Below are 18,584 nucleotides of genomic sequence, written 5' to 3' on the forward strand. Positions count from 1 at the left end.
GTCCGGCAGTAGGCGAGTGCAACTGGCGGAAATTCTGCAGCTGTTCCAGGCTCAGCTCGTAGCCGCTGAGGTGGAGCAGCGAGTAAAGCAGCATGGAGCCGTGGCCATTGGAGAGCACAAAGCGGTCGCGATCGGCCCACTTGGGGTCTTCGGGGTTGTGCTTGAGGTAGTCATTCCATAGCACCTCGGTGATATCAGCCATACCCATGGGGGCGCCCGGGTGGCCGGATTTGGCCTTCTGAACGGCATCCATGGACAGGGCGCGAATGGCATTGGCTAGCTCAAAACGGCTATTCATAGCAGTGGTACCTTGGTTGTTATATTGCGTAGCGTCTCGTTAGGCACGAGCAGTCAAGCGTTGAGTAATCAACGACTCTAATGTTTGCTGGTCGTTGGCGAAGCGTCGGATCCCGTCAGCCAGCATCTCGTTGGCCATTGCATCTTGGTTATGCTGCCAACGAAAGTCAGCTTCTGATAACGGTGTGAATGCTTTACGAGCGACGGTTTTCTGTTGGATTTTTGAGGCCACCTCTCCTTCCATGCTATCAAGCTGTTCTAGCAGTGCGGGAGAGATGGTCAGGCGATGGCAGCCCGCCAACGCTAATACTTGATCGGTGGTACGAAAACTTGCCCCCATGACGACAGTGTCATAATGACCAGTGGCAGCTCTCTCGCAAATCCCCTTTACAAATAGCACGCCAGGGTCTTCTTCTGGTGTGAACTGTTCACCTGTTGTCTTTTGATACCAATCGCTAACGCGGCCAATGAAGGGCGATATCAGGTACACCCCAGCATCAAAGCAGGCCTGTGCCTGAGCATCGCTGAACAAGAGTGTTAAGTTGCAGTTGATGCCTTCACGCTCTAATTGCTGAGCCGCACGGATCCCTTCCCAGGTAGACGCGAGCTTGATCAGCACACGGCTGCGGTTAATGCCCATTTTTTCATAGCGCTCAATCAGTTCGTAGGCCTTGTGAATACTGGCTTGGGTATTAAAAGAGAGGTGTGCGGACACTTCTGTCGATATTCGTCCAGGTACCACATTGGCAATTTGCCCGCCAATCGCAACCGAAAGTTGGTCAACTATTCGGCTCAGGTCGCTCTCATCACGACATAATTCAGCAAGCACCTTGTCGATCAACTCTTGATAACGAGGCAGTTCGAAGGCCTTGAGAATCAATGAGGGGTTAGTGGTAGCGTCCTGCGGTTGATAGCGCTTTATGGCATCCAAGTCGCCCGTGTCGGCCACGACCAGTGAGTGTTCGCGTAATCCATCCAGAAGCGACATTGCCTACTCTCCTTAAAAATGAACATGCTGTGTTCAAATGATTGTCCATTTAGACCGATTTAGTCAAATCAGCGTGCCACTGAAATCGATTTTAAGGTCATTGAACAAAAGTATAGTGCTTGGTAGATAATGCTTTATATTCATATAATTCTTTTATTATCAATATATTATTGATTGTTTCTTGGTTTTTATCCTGAATCCTCCAAAAAAATACAACTAGATCTTATGATCGGCGTGTTTACAAATGCTCGGTTAGTGATAGATTGAATAGCGTCAGTAGACGGCTGGCAACTGCGTGGTGGTATTCATCGTTGTTAGTCGTCCGCGTTTCTATTTCCTAGAAAGGGAGAGCATGAATGTCTAGTGCGACGTCTTCTCTCAGAGTCGCCATTGGCGGTGATGAGGCCGCTTACGACTTGAAAGAGATTCTCATTGGTTATATTCGAGAGTTAGGCTACGAGGTTGAAGATTTTGGCACTTTTAATGCCCAGCCGGTGCTGTACCCCGATATTGCCTTTGAGGTGGCTACGGCGATTAAGGAGGGGCACTTCGATCGTGCAGTACTGGTATGTGGCACGGGAATCGGAGTGGCTATTTCTGCCAATAAGGTGCCCGGTATCCGCGCTGCGCAGGCGCACGATACTTACTCAGCAGCAAAGGCGCGCACCAGTAATAATGCACAGATTGTCACGCTGGGATCCAGAGTGATTGGGCCAGAGTTGGCTAAATCAATAGTGGCAACCTTTTTGGGCAGCAACTTTTCGGGTGGAAATTCCGAATTAAAAATAGCAAAGATTGACGAATATGAGTCTCGATTGAATACTCCGTAACCGTGGTATCGCTCATATTCGTCGACGCTGATTAATAACAACAGCATGCAAGCTGTGATCACGCAGTTTGGCCTCACTCCAGAGGATATAATAATGACACGCCTATTTAATGATCCAAATGATTTCCCTGAAGAAGCTCGTTTAGGTTTAGTAGCTGCTCATCGCGATAAGCTGATGGCTGTGCCGGGAGGTGTCGTACGCAGTACGCGCAGCCAGCCAGATAGTGTTGCGGTCGTGGTTGGTGGTGGTAGCGGCCATTACCCCACCTTTGCGGGGTTGGTGGGGCAAGGGTTGGCCCATGGGGCGGTCATGGGCAATCTGTTTTGCTCGCCTTCTGCACAGCAAGTTTATTCCGTCGCCAAAGCCGCCAACAACGGCGGTGGTGTGCTGCTCTCTTTTGGTAATTATGCGGGGGACGTGCTGCATTTTGGTGAGGCGCGCGAGCGTTTGATTGCGGACGGTATTCCCTGTGAAATCGTGCTGGTCACTGATGATGTCGCCAGTGCACCCTTGGCGGAGATTGATAAGCGCCGGGGCATCGCAGGTGATCTAACCGTTTTCAAGGCCGCCGCCGCTGCAGCAGAAAAGGGATTATCACTGGAAGAAGTAGTTCAAGTGGCGAAAGAGGCAAATCGCTGCACGCGCTCTTTTGGAGTGGCGTTTGAGGGATGCACGTTACCGGGTGCAGCCGATTCGCTCTTTCATGTGCCCGAAGGCAGGATGGCCATAGGGCTGGGGATTCACGGCGAGCCGGGTATTAGTGAGACGGATATTCCTTCCGCAGATGGCTTGGCAGAAATCCTCGTTGCCCGATTATTGGAAGAAGTTCCTGACGGTATCAGGCTCCAAGGAGCTCGGGTGGCACCGATACTCAATGGCCTGGGTACTATTAAGTATGAAGAGCTGTTCGTTATTTATCGCAAGGTTGACGAGTTGCTGCAGGAAGCTGGATTAAGCATTGTGGAGCCCGATGTGGGCGAGCTGGTGACCAGTCTTGATATGGCCGGGGTTTCGCTGACGTTGTTCTGGCTTGATAAAGACATGGAGCCGCTGTGGACTGCCGCTGCGGATGCGCCGGGCTATCGAAAAGGCAGCGTGACGCCAGCGCAGGCGCTGGATCCTGCCGAGGTAGAGGTGGTTGTCCAAGATGAGATTCCCAAGGCGAGCGATGCCTCGCGAGCATTAGCCAGGGGCGTTGTTGAGGCGCTTGAAGTGCTCGCAAATACGGTCAATGAAAACTGCGAGATGCTGGGCCAGATTGATGCTGTGGCGGGCGATGGTGATCACGGCATTGGTATGCAGCGGGGTAGCAAGGCAGCGCTTGAAGCGGCCAAAGAGGCGCTCAATGGCGGGGCGGGCGCCGAGACAGTGCTGCATTGGGCTGGTCAGCGCTGGTCTGATAAGGCGGGCGGTACCTCTGGTGCTATCTGGCGGGTGATCTTAAAAGCGATGGGTGAATCGCTTGGCAATGAGCAGCCGCTCTCAGGGCAGCGTCTTGCTGCTGGTGTGGTCAATGCCCGCCAGCAAGTCATGGCATTCGGTAAGGCAGAGTTGGGCGATAAAACGCTTGTCGATGTGTTGGTGCCTTTTGCCGATGCCTTGTCTTGGGAAGCTGAGAAAGGCCAGACAGCTTTGGCTTGCTGGGAGTCCGCTGCACGCATAGCGAGTGAGGCGGCTGAGGCTACCAAGCAATTAATTCCCCGTGTTGGCCGCGCGCGCCCATTAGCCGAAAAAAGCGTGGGTACACCGGATGCTGGTTCAGTTTCATTGGCACTGATTGTTCAGGCGCTGATTCCTGTGTTGAAAAAGTGTCAAGCAAACTGACATGATACATGCCCTCCAACAACTCCTGGATGCCGAGGATGAACGGTCAAGACGCTGCAGATATAGACTTAATGACAGAGATTTCAACGCTCTACTATGTGCAGGGGGAAACGCAGGAAGCGATCGCCAATAGGCTCGGGCATTCGCGTGTGCGAATAGGGCGGCTGCTCAAGCGTGCCCAGGCAGAAGGAATTGTCGATGTTCGCGTGCGCCTGCATCCCGCTGTGAGTGTTGAGATTGAGCAGGAGCTCAAACGGCGCTTTGGCCTGAAGCGAGCGTTGATTGCTCTGGATAATGCCGACCCGGATGTGCAGCGCTCGTCAGTCGCTAGTCTAGTGGCAGACCATCTGTCGCGCAGTTTGACCGATGGCCAGATCGTAGCCGTTGGCATGGGTCGTAACGTGGCCGCCGTGGCGGATAACGTTTTCCTGGCGGAGTCGTTGAAGGTTTCATTTGTGTGCGCAATTGGTGGCTCGCTGCGCGCAGGCGAGCATATGAATCCCGATCATATTTGTCGACGTTTGGCGAGTAGGTTTGGCGGTGATAGTGAGACGCTTTATGCCCCTGCGCTGGTACAGAGCGGTGAACTTAGGGATGCATTGTATGAAAACTCTACCGTGCGCCAGACGCTAGACCGGGCTCGCCGTGCGGATACCGCTTTGATTGGCGTGGGTGACGTAAGTGAAGACAGTAATATGGTGCGTATGGGGTGGTTTTCGGCCCAGGAAATTGCAGAAGCACGGCTCTCTGGAACCGTGGGCGATATGATGGGCTATGACTTTATCGATATCCATGGGAAGCCTTCCGCAACGCAGATGCAGGGGCGTGTAGTGGGGCTTAATATACAGGATCTCACGCGTATTCCAGACGTTATTGCTATCGCCAGTGAAAATACTAAAGCGGTCGGCATACTGGGGGCGCTGCGTACCGGGGTTATCGATACCTTGGCGACTAGTGTCACTAACGCGCACACCATTCTGCGTCTCGATGAAGCGACTACCGGGTAAGTGCGCGCTTGATTTGTATTCAAAACCTAAGGTTTCTCGGCATCTTACGCTTAGGTCGGCCCAGCTTTCTCTGTTGCATTTATTGGCTTTTCTTGGGCATGTGGGCACTCTTTGGCATGCTTGGTTTCCCCCTTGTTCCTCGCTCCGATGCCTGTGGTATTTGACAGGTGCTTGTACATTTGATCGATGCTGGAACATATAGAATGGCTTAGGGCGATGTTTTTACATGGCCGAAATAATAAATAATTTCCATTTTTAAAATTTAGATATAAAAAACAAACAATTATGTTATTGGTCTAAAGTATAAGATTAGAAAATTCCATTATGGATTGACTCAGCTATGCTTAAAGCAGTTAATTCATATGTACACAACAAGATCTTTTGTAAAGCGTGCGCCGCTAGCCAAGCAATACAAGATATATTAGGAGTGAGTAATGCATAACGCCGATAACAACAATCACACCGAACTGCCTCTGACCATGCAAGCCGTCGTAGCCTACGCGCCTGGTGATTATCGTCTTGAAGAGGTGGGCGTGCCGAAGGTGGGAGAGGGTGAAGTCCTGATAAAGGTTGAAGCGTGCGGAATCTGCGCAGGCGATCTCAAAGCCTATGAAGGCGCCCCCAGCTTTTGGGGAGACGAAACCCAGCCCGCTTATATCAAGGCACCGATGATTCCAGGCCATGAGTTTATTGGTCATGTGATGGCTTTAGGAGAGGGCGTTAAAAACCTTGAGGTCGGTGATCGCGTTATTTCCGAGCAAATCGTGCCTTGCTGGGAGTGCCGTTTCTGTAACCGTGGGCAGTACTGGATGTGCGAAAAGCACGATGTGTATGGATTTCAGCACAACGTAAATGGCGGTATGGCTGAATATATGGTCTTTCCTAAAGAAGCCATTAATCACAAGTTGCCAGATGAGATTCCGATGGAGAAAGCGGTTCTTATTGAACCCTATGCTTGTTCGTTACATGCCGTTAAGCGTGCGCAGATTGAACTGGGAGATGTGGTTGTCCTCTCCGGGGCAGGCACCTTAGGGCTAGGAATGATCGGTGCGATCAAAAAGTCCGGGCCTTCCAAGCTGGTCGTACTGGATCTCAATAACAAGCGCTTAGAACTTGCTAAACAGTTTGGTGCTGACATTGTCCTGAATCCCGCTGAAATTGATGTTATTGACTACGTTAAAGGCATAACGGAAGGCTATGGTTGCGATATTTATATTGAGGCGAGCGGTGCGGTACAGTCGGTAGAGCAAGGTCTTTATATGATCCGTAAATTGGGTCGCTTTGTCGAATTTAGTGTATTCAAAGAGCCAGTGACTGTTGATTGGAGCATTATTAGCGATCGTAAAGAGCTGGATGTGCTGGGTGCGCATCTAGGCCCTTATTGTTACCCACCTGTCATTGAAGGCATTGGTAATGGTGATTTCCCAACGGATCATGTGGTGACCCATAAGCTGCCGTTAGCCGAATTCCATCAAGGGCTAGATCTAATGCGCAATGACCCTAACGCATTAAAGGTTGTGCTTATACCTGACGGGAAGTAGGTAGTGGAAGTTTCTTATTTATAACTTTTTTATAACTACAATGATAACCGGAGTGATTATGTCGGCGACATTAAATTCGGTGCCCGGTGATAAGCGTATAAAGGTCTATGTGGCAGCTGCTTTTGCGTTAGTGCTGTTTGCACTCATGGCGCTCGATACTAAAGTCATTAGTCTTACTGAACTTGAGAGCGCGGTGGGGTTTTCACCACAGCAATTTGCTCAGGAAACATTTCCAGAGATCCAAGCGTATGTCGAGAATAACGCTGTAAATGCATCGGTATTGGCGCCAGAGGTTCTCCAGGATGCCGGAGCGGCAGGTGAGAAATACGGCGTCGCTGCCGGCATTGGCCATATTGTGCCGGTCTCTTTATCCGGAGTTGCTGTAGAAAGCCGGGGGGGCGTTTACACCCTAGAGGTTGCCGATGTGCCTTCAGATATCGTCATTCGTGTGCAAACAGGCCCAGCCATTAATGGCACTACGCTGAGAGATACAACCGGCAATATTCAATTTGGCGACTTTACCAATCAGATTGAGTACCAAGATGTCGGCGCAGCGCTCAATGATGAAATGAAGCGTCAAGTGCTTGCGGATATTTCCGGGCAAGAGTTAACCGGAAAAACGTTAGAAGTAGTCGGCTCCTTTACCATGATAAATCCCAAAAACTGGCTAATTACTCCTGTGAGTATAGTGACCATTGAGTGAGGGGCGGCTATGAATATCGATACATCAACAGTGGAAGTGGCTCCACCCGAGGTGATTCTTTCTGCACGCAATATCGAAAAGCGTTTCGGTGCCGTGCAAGCCCTCAAAGAAGTGAACTTCGATATATATCGAGGACAGGTGACAACGCTGTTTGGCGAAAATGGAGCTGGTAAATCTACGCTGATGAAAATTTTGTCTGGTGTCATTGCTCAGACGGCTGGGGAGATTGTATTGGAAGGAGAGAGCGTCAGCTTTTCGTCGCCGTCGGATGCTGAAGCGCTGGGGATTACCATTATTCATCAGGAGTTAAGCTTGGCCCCTAACCTGAATGTGCGCGACAACATTTTTATGGGGCGTGAGCTGACTAAAGGAAGAGGCAGCGTCGACTATAAAGAGGAGGCGCGTCAGGCTGAATTGTTAATGGAGGAGCTGGATGAACCGATCCACCCTCTTACCCTGGTCGAAGATCTACGGGTTGGGCAGCAACAAATCGTTGAAATCGCGAGAGCGCTGTCCAAGAACTCTCGCATTTTGATTATGGATGAACCGACTTCCGCATTGAGTGCCACGGAAGTCGAGACGTTATTTAAAGTCGTCCAGGATCTCAAAAACAAGGGTGTCTCGATTGTTTATATTTCTCACCATTTGGAAGAGGCGCTACAGATTACCGATCATGCCGTTGTTCTCCGCGATGGGGTCATGACTGCTTACGCTCCACGTAGTGATATCGACCTGCAGTGGATCGTCAGGCATATGGTAGGAGAGAGTTTCGATCTTGGCTCACCGCCCACAGGGTATGAGCAGGGCTCCACCGCGCTCTCTATCCAGAACCTTTACATAAGCGACGATAAAGTGGCAGGTCGCTATGTTGTTGAGGATCTTTCTCTTGATGTGCGCGCAGGCGAGATTGTCTGCATTTATGGGCTAATGGGCGCTGGCAGAACTGAGTTATTGGAGTGTGTGGCAGGGCGAACCCGGCAGTCCAAGGGAGATATCTTGCTCAACTCAACTGACGTATCCCATTACAACATTGCACAGCGAATCGAGAGAGGGTTGGTGTTAGTGCCTGAGGATCGCCAGCGTGATGGGTTAGTACCCACCCTGTCAGTCGGTAGAAATCTGTCGCTAGCCAGTATCCATGCGTTTACTCGCAAGGGGCTTACTTCTTCCAGCTTGGAGGCAGAAATGATTAATTCAGCTATCGATAAGGTGCACATTAAAACAGACGGCGGGGAGGCTTCCATTGGTTCATTGTCTGGCGGTAACCAGCAAAAAGTGGTGATCGGTAAGATGTTGGCTACCCATCCAGACGTCATCATACTTGATGAGCCAAGCCGTGGTATCGACGTGGGTGCCAAGGCCGAAGTGTTCAAGTTATTGAGCCAAGGGGCTCGGCGGGGGTTAGCGGTTGTCTTTACAACATCTGAAGTGAGCGAGTGCTTGAGTATTCCACACAGAGTGCTGGTGATGAGCAAAGGACGGATCTCCGCTGAATTCAAACCGGGTGTAACGAAAGATGAAATTATGGCTGCTTCGGGCGAATCAGTTGCTGCATGATTATTCAATCGGATAGGTAATGACTATGTCTCATCACAACAATAACGCGTTACAAGTTGAAAAAGGCAGTATCGATATCGTCAAGATTTTGCTGGAAGGTAGGGCTTTTTTTGCATTAATCGTGATCATTATTGTCTTTTCCATGCTCTCGCCTGTTTATTTTTCAACGGGTAATTTTTTAACCATGTCTTCGCATGTGGCTGTTTTTGGCTTGCTAGGCATCGGCATGCTGTTTGTCATTCTGACTGGCGGTATCGATTTATCGGTTGGCTCTACGTTGGCACTTTGCGGAGTGTTCGCGGGTATGTTGTTAGAAGGAGTGGAGATTGAAGCATTTAATTTGGCTTTCTTTCCTTCAGTGTGGGTCGTCGTGGTCCTTACCTGCTTACTGGGCGGCCTCGTGGGGGCTATCAATGGCGTATTAGTTGCCTACTTCAAAGTGCCTGCTTTCGTGGCCACACTGGGCATGTTGTATGTCGCGCGTGGAGCCGCACTGCTGCTAACCGATGGGTTAACGTTCAATAGTTTAAGTGGTGACCCTACATTAGGTAATACTGGGTTTGAATGGCTTGGGTTTAATAAACTATTCGGTATACCTGTAGGTGTTTTGATTCTCTTTTGTGCTGCGGTTATTTGCATGTTGGCGCTCAGTCGTACGCCGTTTGGCCGGTGGATTTACTCTACCGGTGGCAATGCGCGTGCTGCAGAGCTATCAGGGGTGCCCGTCAATCGCGTTAAGCTCTCCGTCTACATTATTTCCGGCGTGTGCGCAGCCCTGGCTGGGATTGTGCTTGCCTCACAGTTGACCTCTGCTGGGCCTACGGCAGGTACTACCTATGAGCTGACAGCGATTGCTGCTGTTGTTATCGGTGGCGCCTCACTGATGGGGGGACGTGGCACGGTTCGAAATACTTTATTGGGCGCATTTGTAATTGGCTTTCTCGCCGACGGTCTGGTCATCATCGGTGTGTCTGCTTATTGGCAAATGGTCTTCACGGGTAGCGTGATTGTCTTTGCTGTCATGTTAAATAATGTCCAATACAGTGCTAAACACAAGTCCTCTCAACAAGCCGAGAAAACGACAGAAAGTAAGCGTGAAGGTTCTAGAGCAAGTGCTACTTAACGTAGCATTGCTTAGAAGTGTGGCCTGCTCAGGTCTACCGATTCAAAGACCAACAATCATAACTATGAGGTAATAATCATGCTTCCAAAAAGTAAAAAAATGCTTTTTACAGCTCTCGCCAGTGTCTCGATGCTCTTTAGTAGCTCTATAGTTGCTCAGGACAAGGGACTGATCTCAATTATTGTCAATGATATGTCAAACCCCTATTGGCAAACGGAAGGAACAATTGCTGAGCGTACAGCAGAAGAATTGGGCTATGATGCAAATGTAAGTTCCCATGTGGGTGACACCAACACTGAAAGCAATCAGGTCGATACGGCAATTACCAATGGGGCTAAAGCAATCATTCTCGACCCTGCTAATGCGGACGGTTCCATTGGCGCTGTGCGAAGAGCAATCGAGGCGGGAATTCCGGTATTTATTATTAACGCTGAGATTAACCAGCAGGGATTGGCCAAAGCGCAACTGGTTTCCAATAATGCGCAAGGAGCCGCGTTAGGAGCGCAACAGTGGGCAATGCAACTAGATGGCGAGGGATCCTATATAGAGTTAAAGGGACCCCCTTCTGATAATAATGCTGCGACAAGATCCAATGGCTATGAGACGGTGCTTAGCCAATACCCCGATCTTAGCCTTGCTGCGTCTGACATCGCTAACTGGGATCGGACGGAAGGGCGCAATAAAATGCAGAGCATGCTCCGTTCTCATCCTGATATTCGAGGCGTCATTAGTGGTAACGACGAAATGGCCTTAGGTGCCATTGTGGCTCTAAAACAGGAGGGGCGGCTAGACGATGTAATAGTAGGTGGTTTTGACGGTTCACCAGATGCTGTTGATGCGGTTCGCTCGGGTGAACTGGCCTATACCGTTCTACAGCCGGTGGCCGTATTTGCAGAACATGCAGTAAAAATTGCTGATCATTACATTAATACCGGAGAAACAGGGTTGGATAGTGAAAAACAGCTTTATGACTGTTTCCTTATTACTCAAGATAATGTAGATAGCTATACCTCCCCCTTTGTGTTGGAATAATAGGTTTTAGAAGAGTAAGCGTTAGAAGAGTAGGTGTTAGAGGAACTTGCCTAGAGGCCAGTCAGCTTTAAAGCTGGCTGGCTTTTTGAATAAGAGGGGGTGTCAATGATCTTTAATTTTGGTTCCATCAATATCGATTATACTTACCGTGTACCCTATTTTGTCCGCCCTGGCGAAACCTTGGAAAGCGGTGATTATAATATTGGGTTAGGTGGAAAAGGCGTCAATCAGTCACTGGCAATAGCGCGTGCCAAAGGAAGGGTGAGTCACTGGGGGCGAGTTTCATCGATAGATGCCTGGGTGACCAATGAGCTTGAGTCTGCGGGTGTTGGTGTGAAAGATGTCGAATTGACCTCAGAGCCAAGTGGGCATGCCATTATTCAAATTGACGCACTGGGTGAAAACGCTATTCTTTTGTTCTCTGGCGCCAATCATGGTTTTACGCAGGAGAAAATGACGGCTCTTATTGCGCAAACCGCTCCTGGCGACACAATACTTATTCAGAACGAATGTAACGGGCTTGATCAGCTTATTCCATTAGCAGTGAGCCACGGCTGCAAGGTGATATTTAACCCAGCACCAATGACCTCGAAGGTATCATCACTCCCTCTAGACCAATGTGAACTGCTTTTTTTTAACCGTACAGAGGCCGCCGCTTTATTAGAGGTGCCGGTAGAGTCGAGCGCCGCAGATTTGCTAAGGCGTTGTAAAGAATCGCTTGGCGATGTCGAGGTGGTTCTTACCCTAGGTAGCGAGGGGGCTTGGTATCAGTGCAGCAGTGAGACTCTTTTTCAAGCGGCTTTAAAGGTAAAGGCCATCGATACAACGGCCGCAGGCGATACCTTTGTGGGTTACTTCCTTGCTGCTAGGCAAGCTGGCCTAAAGCCTTCACAGTGCTTGCAAAGAGCAACAGCGGCGGCTGCTCTGGCAGTTCAAAAACGCGGCGCTGCCAGTAGTATTCCAATGGCGGAAGAGGTTGATAGATTGATGTGTCAACAAGAAGCGCTATAGAGTGCGCCAGCGATTTGTTTTCAGCATTATCTTAATCACTTTATCTTAGCGTCTTCAGAAGGTCGGCGGCAGTGACGCCCCGGCCACTAAGAACCATATCCGAATCAGGATCCTCCGAAATCAGCGGATTGCTCACGCCATAGTGCCGCCTCGTGGCGTAGGGTGCTGGCGAGCAGTGCGATGTCGTTGGGGCCGGCCACGAAGCGGTAGCCACTATTGGTAAGAGTGGTGACATCGCGACCGGGCCCGGTGATGGTGCCCATCCAGCACCCGCTATTGGCGATGCGGCGCTCAAGGTCCTCAATCAGACGGCGTACTTCGGGTGCCTCGAGACGTTCGAGCAAACCCATTGAGCCCGCCAGGTCGTTGGGGCCGATGAACAGCATGTCTATGCCATCGACCTCGGCGATCGCCTCGACGTTATCTGCCCCTTCAGTATGCTCGATCTGGGTGATCAACAGCAGGTCATCGTTGGCTTGACTGGCGTAATCACTGAAAGCGCCGTAGCCTGAGGCACGTACGATAGGAGCCGCATAGCCACGCTGTCCATGAGGAGGGTAGCGGCAGGCATCGACGATAGCTTGAGCCTGTGCAGCGCTATTGACCATCGGCACCATGATCGAGCGTACCCCCATATCCAGGATCTTCTTCAGGTAGGTGGGGTCGTTGGCGGGAATGCGTAAAACCGTTTCACCACCTGCTGCTTCTATGGCGCGAACTAGATGCGCGGTATGTTCGAGGCTGGAGACACCGTGCTCGTTGTCGATCAGAATGGTTTTCCAACCTGCCCAAACGGCAATTTCGGCTAGTTCGGGGCTGGCGCTTTCCAACCACAGGGCGCTAATGGCTCGACCCTGCTTAAGGGCAAGTTTGGTACGGTTGCGATGGTTCATGGATAGGTTTCCGTTTCCGAAGAGGGGCTAGGGTGGCGACGACGCTGAACACTCTCATAGATACCGCGAGTCAGCAGCAACGCCCAGAGCAGCAGGGTGAGTGTGCCTAGCGCCGCCGCCCAGGGGCGATCGAAGAAGGCCAGCAAGTCGCCTTGGGCCTTCATCATCGATGTCATGAAGTTTTCCTCGACGATTGTGCCGAGAACGATACCCAGTATGGCGGGCGCCAGAGGAAAGCCATTGGCCTCCATGGCGTAACCCAGGACACCCAGCGCCAATACTGTCCAGATGGCAATGACCGAGTTGGTAATGGCGTAAGCTCCCACCAACGAGAACAGTAGTACACAGGGCATGAGGACCCGACGCGGGATACGTACCACCTGACTGGAAGCCATGATCACCAACAGGCCAGCAGGGATCATCGCGAGATTGCTTAGTGCGAAGGCGCCGTAAAGGGTATGTACCAGTTCTGGTGACTCGGTAAATATCTGCGGCCCAGGTGACATCCCGTTGAGTAGCAGGATGCCGATGGCAATAGCCGTGACGCTATCGCCGGGGATACCGAACACCAATGCTGGCGTCCAGGCGCCACCGATAGCGGCATTGTTGGCGGAGCCTCCATCGGTTACGCCCTCAATGTACCCCGTACCGTAGCGTTCGGGATGGCGCGAGAAGCGCCGTGAAATCGCATAACAGATCCAAGCGGCGATATCTGCCCCGGCGCCGGGCAGCGCGCCGATCAGGGTGCCAAGTACGCTGGAGCGGGCGATGTTGCGCTTGAAGCGGCGCAGTACGAGCGCTGCCTCATGCAGCGCTTTGGAAAATGACTCTTGTACTGCATTGGCAGGTTGGTCGCGATGTCCTATCTGTGCACTGCGCAGAATCTCGCTGAGCGCAAACAGGCCGATGATGGCGGGAATAAAGCTAATGCCATCGAACAGTTCGTAATTGCCGAAGGTGAAGCGTGGATGGCCGACGGCGACATCGATGCCGATAGTGGCGATAAATAGGCCGAGGAAGAGGCTGGAAAAGCTCTTGGCGACGCTACCGTTACTAGTTAGTACCGCGCAACTCAGTCCTAGGCAGGCCAGCCAGAAGGTTTCGAAGCTGGAAAACTGCACTGCGACACGGGCCAACTGAGGGGCAATGAGCGCTAGAAGGGCGACACCCACCAGGCCTCCAATGCAGGCGGCGAACAATGACACCATCAGCGTCGAGCGGGAGCGTCCTGCGCGGGACAGACGGTAAGCGTCCTCGACGTAGGCCGCGGAGGCGGGCGTGCCGGGGATACGCATCAAGGTGCCGGGTACGTCGCCAGCGAAAATCGCTGTGGTAGTCGTGGCGACAATGGCGCTGATGGCGATCAACGGATCCATGAAGTAGGTAAAGGGCACCAGAAGGGCCACCGCCATGGTAGCGGTTAGGCCCGGCATGGCGCCGATGAAAGTGCCATAGAGCGTACAGGCGGCGATGACCGTTAGGGACGCTGGACTGAATAGGGAGGTGAGGGTCGAGGCGCTCATAGCGTCACCATGCCATTGGTGTCAGCAGGCCCCAGGGGAGCGGGACGCGCAGCAGTGAATAGAACAGCAGATGCACGCCGATCACCAGGGGGAGTGCTAGCAGCACTGCGCCCCCAGCACGCATCCCGAAGATCAGAGCTGTGGCGGAGACTGCCATGAAGGAAGCAATATGAAAGCCCAGGAGATCGAGCAATAGGCCATAGCCGAGTATCACGATCAGCAGGGCCATGGGGCGTGCTGCCATCCTCCAGCCTGTTTGCTGAGGTGGCATCGTCGAAGTGCTCGGCGCCTTCCGCCGCCCCCGCGACCCAAAGCCGATTAGCGCTCCGCAAACTATCAGGCCAATCGCCGCGATAGAGGGAAACAGGCCGGGGCCGTACTCCAGCCCGGCCAGGGACGGGAAGGTTGAGGCGCGCCAGAGCACCAGTGCGCCGAAGAGAACCAGTAGGCTCCCTGACAATCGATCATTGCACATGAACACCTCCTGCTTATCAATCGGCCTCGCTTATTTGGCGAGGCCGATCGCTTCGACCACTTCGCCCAATTGACGATCAGCCTCAGCGAGGAGTTGAGCGGTCTCGTGACGATTTTCGAACACTACCTGAGTGCCACTGCTGCGCTTGAACTCGGCCCAGGCTTCACTGTTGATAGCTGTCTCAATTGCTTGCTCGTAGGTGCAGGCGATCTCGTCCGGTAGGCCGTCAGGGCCGCTGACCGTCACAAAGGCACTCAGTGTCCATCCACTCTCCAGTGTGTCAGCTGTCAAAGGGACTTCAGGCAGCTGTGCCATCGGAGTATCGCTCATGTAGCCCAGCGCCTTTAGTTCCCCCTGTTCGATCAGGTTGCGGGCCTCAGCGAGTGAAGGTGTCGCAACATCAATGCCCCCTGCCATCAGTTCCTTGAGTGCAGGCCCAGCACCTTGGCTGGGGATCCAGCGAATGGCGTCGGGTGCCAGTCCTTCGGCCTTGAGCATACCGGCTAGGGCGAGGTGCCAGATGCCGCCCTGGGCGGTTCCCGAAGCGATCAATTCTCCGGGGTTCTGGCGTGCCTCGTCGAGCAGGGCATCAAGTGTTTCGTAGGGCGAATTATTTTGTACCACTACCCCAGGTGAGCTGCGGTTAATCAATGCAATGGGCGTGATGTCCTGGTAAGTCAGCGGCGTTAGGCCGAGCCAGTGCATGGTGTCGATCTCGACAGTGGCGGCACCAATGGTATAGCCGTCAGGTTTGCCTCGCGCGAGTGAGGTGTGGCCTACAACGCCGTTTCCACCGGTACGGTTGACGACGTTAAAGGGAACGCCCATTTCTTCTTCGAGCAGGCTGGCCAACCGACGTGCATTGGCGTCGGTGCCGCCACCGGTACCCCAGGGAACGATGAAGGTAACGGCTCGTTCGGGCTGCCAGTGACAGGTTTCAGGGTTATCGGCTGAGGCGGAAGTAGCTGCCAACGAGGCCCATAGGGCCAGTGAGATAGTCATCATTGTTGTCGAATTTGTGCTCATCATGCTGCGTGCTCCTGGCAGTGGCGAGGGATCTTGACGGCGTTTTTTGATAGTTGTTGGAATGCCTTCATTGTCATTTTTTACACAGTTCAATCGATTGAATAAATACAACTTTGGTCGTTATGGAATTGGAATTACGTGCTTATGAGGGCTTGCGATATCACTAAAAAATTCGCTATGAGAGTATGTTGCTCATAATTCCAAAAGGAGGCTGGCGTACTAAATCGCGTTCCGTCGCCTATAAATCATGGGAGTTGAGATTTTTATATGGCAAGTCGTCCGACACTTAAAACTATCGCCGATCAGGTAGGCGTTACCGTTTCCGCAGTATCATTAGCCCTGCGTAATGATCTGCGAATTTCCCAAGCGACACGGGAGCGTATACAACAGGCTGCGAAGGAGCTGGGTTACGTCTATAACCGGCATGCGGCGGGGTTGCGGAGAGGCGATAGCGGCACTGTAGCGGTATGCCTTAATGATCTGAGCAACCCCTTTTTCACCGAATTCCTCGGGCACATGGAAGCGTGCTTCCGCGAGGCGGATCGCATGATGCTGTTCTGCCATGCCCATGAAACACCATCGATCCAGGCGCGCTTCATTCGTCAGATGGCCGAGCATGGTGCCGCGGGGCTGATTTTAGTGCCTGTCGCCGGTACCACCCGAGAAGATCTTGATGGGCCGCAGGTAAGGCATCTACAGGATTTTCCGCTGGTGCTGATTTCCCGGGATGTCGCTGATACAAGTTTCGATCGAGTCATCAACGACGATGTGCTAGGCATCCGTCTTTTATTCGAACACTTATATGAAGCAGGGCATAGGCGCTTTGCTTGGTTGGGTGGTGGCGGTGATACGTCCACTGCCCGTGATCGAGAATGCTCCTTCCGACAGCAGATGGATGCTGCCGGTTTGCCTGTCACCAGTGATTCGGTTCACCACGGGCCAACGACACTGGAGTTCGGTGACGCCATGCTAAAGCGGCTGCTTGCGATGCCGGAACCACCGACCGCAATTATGTGTTTTTCGGACATTATCGCCTTTGGTGTGCTGGCGGCGTGCTACCGGCATGGGGTGCGCCCAGGTGTGGATATTTCTGTCACCGGTTTCGATGATATGGCTGCGGCCGCCTACTCGGCACCAGCATTGACCAGTGTGCGGGTGCGCACTGACCTAATTGGCCAGTGTGCCAGTGAGTTGCTGCTTTCTCGTATGGCGGGGGAGCAATTTCCGCCGGTTCGGAAGGTAATACCGCCCGAGCTGGTGGTGCGGGCGAGTACCGGGCCGGCAGCATGAGCTTTGCACTCACCTGACCTCCGCTACGGCGAAGATAGCGGTGATGGTAACCGAACGTCCTTAAATGGACGCCTATCGATCCGATCCTGCGCTACCCATCCTACCTACACCTACACCTACACCTACACCTACACCTACACCTACACCCATGATGCCCGCGTTATCAGCGTTAGGGCGTCACTTTGGCCGTACAAGAATGTAGGTGTCACTGGCAGCAGGGCATCACTGTTTGGTCTACCCGGTATGGAATTCTTTTAGCAGCAGCATTCGATACGTCAGTGCTTGTGCTGTCGTGAGGATCTATCCAGCTATTTTTAAAATGTTTCAAAATGGTTGACCATTTTGAGTGTTGAGGTGTTTTTATTTTTCCTCTGGTACTCAAAGTCAGTGATTGTGGTTTATTTCACTGGGCAGCGATGGTTTTTTTAAACAATTTCATATTGCTGTTTTTAAACACTATTATTTATCAATGAGCATTGGTTTTGAGCGATTTTACTGATGTTTAATGCGCGATTCCGTTATTGTTTAGACTAAAGTTTCGTTTCAAGCCATCGCAATTATCTCTATCTTGAAATGGTCAACCATTTGGAGGTGACTGGAATGAGTCAAACAGCTACCGTGTCGAGGGCTGGTGTTATTGAGGTGCTTCGGCAGCGAGCTTACAAAATTCGCCGCCACGCTCTGCGGATGGGTGAGGTGCAAGGGCAGGGGTACGTTGGTCAAGCGCTCGGGATTGCCGATGTTTTGGCGGTGTCTTACTTCCATGCCCTGAAGCTGGATCCCAAGAACCCTGACTGGGAAGGACGAGATCGTTTCTTGCTCTCTATCGGGCATTACGCCATCGCCTTGTACGCCGCTTTGATCGAGGCTGGTGTTATCAGCGAGGAAGAGATCGAAGACTACGGCAGCGATGACAGTATTCTGCCCATGTCAGGTATGGCCGACTACACGCCGGGCATGGAAATCACCGGTGGCTCGCTAGGTCACGGTCTGGGTATCGGCGTAGGAATGGCGCTGGGCCTCAAGCGCAAAGAGAGCACTTCACGGATTTTTAACCTGCTTTCAGATGGTGAGCTAAATGAAGGCTCGACCTGGGAAGCTGTCGCATCCGCAGCCCACTGGAAGTTGGATAACCTGATTGCCATTGTCGATGTCAACGATCAGCAGGCCGACGACAGGTCCTCCACCGTACTCAACTACGAGCCGATCGCTGATAAGTGGGTTGCGTTTGGGTGGGAAACCTACCGTGTTGATGGCAATGATCTTGAAGCGCTAGTCGAAGCCTTCGACAGTGCGCTAGCAAGTGACTCAAATAAGCCCCGGGTGATTATCTGCGACACCCTGATGGGGCGCGGTGTGCCTTTCCTCGAAGAACGTGACAAGAACCACTTTATTCGTGTTGATGAGAATGAGTGGAGTGTGGCGCTCAAACAGCTCGATGAAGTTTACGGTGTCCAGTAAGGA

General features: G+C 52.1%; 17 protein-coding genes and 1 pseudogene. 12 read left to right on the plus strand and 6 right to left on the minus strand.

Annotated features, from left to right (window positions below):
• Positions 1-298, minus strand: a pseudogene (locus E0L35_RS18300) (transketolase); the annotation flags it as partial.
• A gap of 39 nt (positions 299-337) precedes the next feature.
• A complete protein-coding gene (gene tal, locus E0L35_RS18305; RefSeq protein WP_138801060.1) occupies positions 338-1,285 on the minus strand; it encodes a transaldolase in 948 nt (315 codons plus the stop codon).
• 356 nt (positions 1,286-1,641) lie between these two features.
• Here tal and E0L35_RS18310 point away from each other — a divergent pair, with 356 nt between their 5' ends.
• The 9 genes from E0L35_RS18310 to E0L35_RS18350 all read left to right on the plus strand — a co-directional run bounded on the left by E0L35_RS18310 (position 1,642) and on the right by E0L35_RS18350 (position 11,913).
• A complete protein-coding gene (locus E0L35_RS18310) occupies positions 1,642-2,115 on the plus strand; it encodes an RpiB/LacA/LacB family sugar-phosphate isomerase (protein ID WP_138801061.1) in 474 nt (157 codons plus the stop codon).
• A gap of 93 nt (positions 2,116-2,208) precedes the next feature.
• Positions 2,209-3,939: a dihydroxyacetone kinase family protein gene (locus E0L35_RS18315; protein ID WP_138801062.1), complete on the plus strand. Its 1,731-nt coding sequence runs from the start codon at positions 2,209-2,211 to the stop codon at positions 3,937-3,939.
• A gap of 38 nt (positions 3,940-3,977) precedes the next feature.
• On the plus strand, positions 3,978-4,946 hold the full coding sequence (locus E0L35_RS18320; protein WP_022522469.1) for a sugar-binding transcriptional regulator: 969 nt from the start codon (positions 3,978-3,980) through the stop codon (positions 4,944-4,946).
• Between the two features lie 434 nt (positions 4,947-5,380).
• Positions 5,381-6,487 (plus strand): alcohol dehydrogenase catalytic domain-containing protein, encoded by a 1,107-nt coding sequence (locus E0L35_RS18325; RefSeq protein ID WP_138801064.1) that lies wholly within the window; start codon positions 5,381-5,383, stop codon positions 6,485-6,487.
• A 58-nt stretch (positions 6,488-6,545) separates the two neighbouring features.
• Positions 6,546-7,190, plus strand: a complete 645-nt coding sequence (locus tag E0L35_RS18330) for a DUF2291 domain-containing protein (protein ID WP_022522471.1) — start codon at positions 6,546-6,548, stop codon at positions 7,188-7,190.
• A gap of 9 nt (positions 7,191-7,199) precedes the next feature.
• Positions 7,200-8,747 (plus strand): sugar ABC transporter ATP-binding protein, encoded by a 1,548-nt coding sequence (locus tag E0L35_RS18335; RefSeq protein ID WP_138801065.1) that lies wholly within the window; start codon positions 7,200-7,202, stop codon positions 8,745-8,747.
• Between the two features lie 25 nt (positions 8,748-8,772).
• Positions 8,773-9,870 (plus strand): ABC transporter permease, encoded by a 1,098-nt coding sequence (locus E0L35_RS18340; RefSeq protein WP_249362158.1) that lies wholly within the window; start codon positions 8,773-8,775, stop codon positions 9,868-9,870.
• 78 nt (positions 9,871-9,948) lie between these two features.
• Positions 9,949-10,902: a D-ribose ABC transporter substrate-binding protein gene (locus tag E0L35_RS18345; RefSeq protein WP_138801067.1), complete on the plus strand. Its 954-nt coding sequence runs from the start codon at positions 9,949-9,951 to the stop codon at positions 10,900-10,902.
• A gap of 105 nt (positions 10,903-11,007) precedes the next feature.
• The gene (locus tag E0L35_RS18350; RefSeq protein ID WP_171051190.1) at positions 11,008-11,913 is read left to right on the plus strand and encodes a ribokinase; all 906 of its coding nucleotides are present in this window, start codon (positions 11,008-11,010) and stop codon (positions 11,911-11,913) included.
• 104 nt (positions 11,914-12,017) lie between these two features.
• Here E0L35_RS18350 and E0L35_RS18355 read toward each other — a convergent pair whose 3' ends face one another.
• The 4 genes from E0L35_RS18355 to E0L35_RS18370 are packed head-to-tail and all read right to left on the minus strand — an operon-like array spanning position 12,018 to position 15,833.
• Positions 12,018-12,806, minus strand: a complete 789-nt coding sequence (locus E0L35_RS18355) for an aldolase/citrate lyase family protein (protein WP_138801069.1) — start codon at positions 12,804-12,806, stop codon at positions 12,018-12,020.
• Complete coding sequence (locus tag E0L35_RS18360) at positions 12,803-14,329, minus strand: tripartite tricarboxylate transporter permease (protein WP_138801070.1); 1,527 nt, start codon at positions 14,327-14,329, stop codon at positions 12,803-12,805. Before E0L35_RS18360 ends, E0L35_RS18355 begins: the two co-directional genes overlap by 4 nt.
• 4 nt (positions 14,330-14,333) lie before the next feature.
• Positions 14,334-14,804, minus strand: coding sequence for a tripartite tricarboxylate transporter TctB family protein (locus E0L35_RS18365; protein ID WP_138801071.1), 471 nt, complete (start codon positions 14,802-14,804; stop codon positions 14,334-14,336).
• A gap of 30 nt (positions 14,805-14,834) precedes the next feature.
• On the minus strand, positions 14,835-15,833 hold the full coding sequence (locus tag E0L35_RS18370) for a tripartite tricarboxylate transporter substrate binding protein (protein WP_249362159.1): 999 nt from the start codon (positions 15,831-15,833) through the stop codon (positions 14,835-14,837).
• Positions 15,834-16,097: 264 nt separating this feature from the next.
• Here E0L35_RS18370 and E0L35_RS18375 point away from each other — a divergent pair, with 264 nt between their 5' ends.
• From E0L35_RS18375 to E0L35_RS18385, 3 genes are all read left to right on the plus strand, one after another.
• The gene (locus E0L35_RS18375; RefSeq protein ID WP_009288683.1) at positions 16,098-17,120 is read left to right on the plus strand and encodes a LacI family DNA-binding transcriptional regulator; all 1,023 of its coding nucleotides are present in this window, start codon (positions 16,098-16,100) and stop codon (positions 17,118-17,120) included.
• A gap of 3 nt (positions 17,121-17,123) precedes the next feature.
• On the plus strand, positions 17,124-17,378 hold the full coding sequence (locus tag E0L35_RS18380) for a hypothetical protein (RefSeq protein ID WP_138801073.1): 255 nt from the start codon (positions 17,124-17,126) through the stop codon (positions 17,376-17,378).
• Positions 17,379-17,720: 342 nt separating this feature from the next.
• Positions 17,721-18,581, plus strand: coding sequence for a transketolase (locus E0L35_RS18385; RefSeq protein WP_039860238.1), 861 nt, complete (start codon positions 17,721-17,723; stop codon positions 18,579-18,581).
• Positions 18,582-18,584 lie beyond the last annotated feature (3 nt).

Source organism: Halomonas sp. ATBC28 (assembly GCF_005937175.1).
GTDB lineage: Bacteria > Pseudomonadota > Gammaproteobacteria > Pseudomonadales > Halomonadaceae > Vreelandella > Vreelandella titanicae.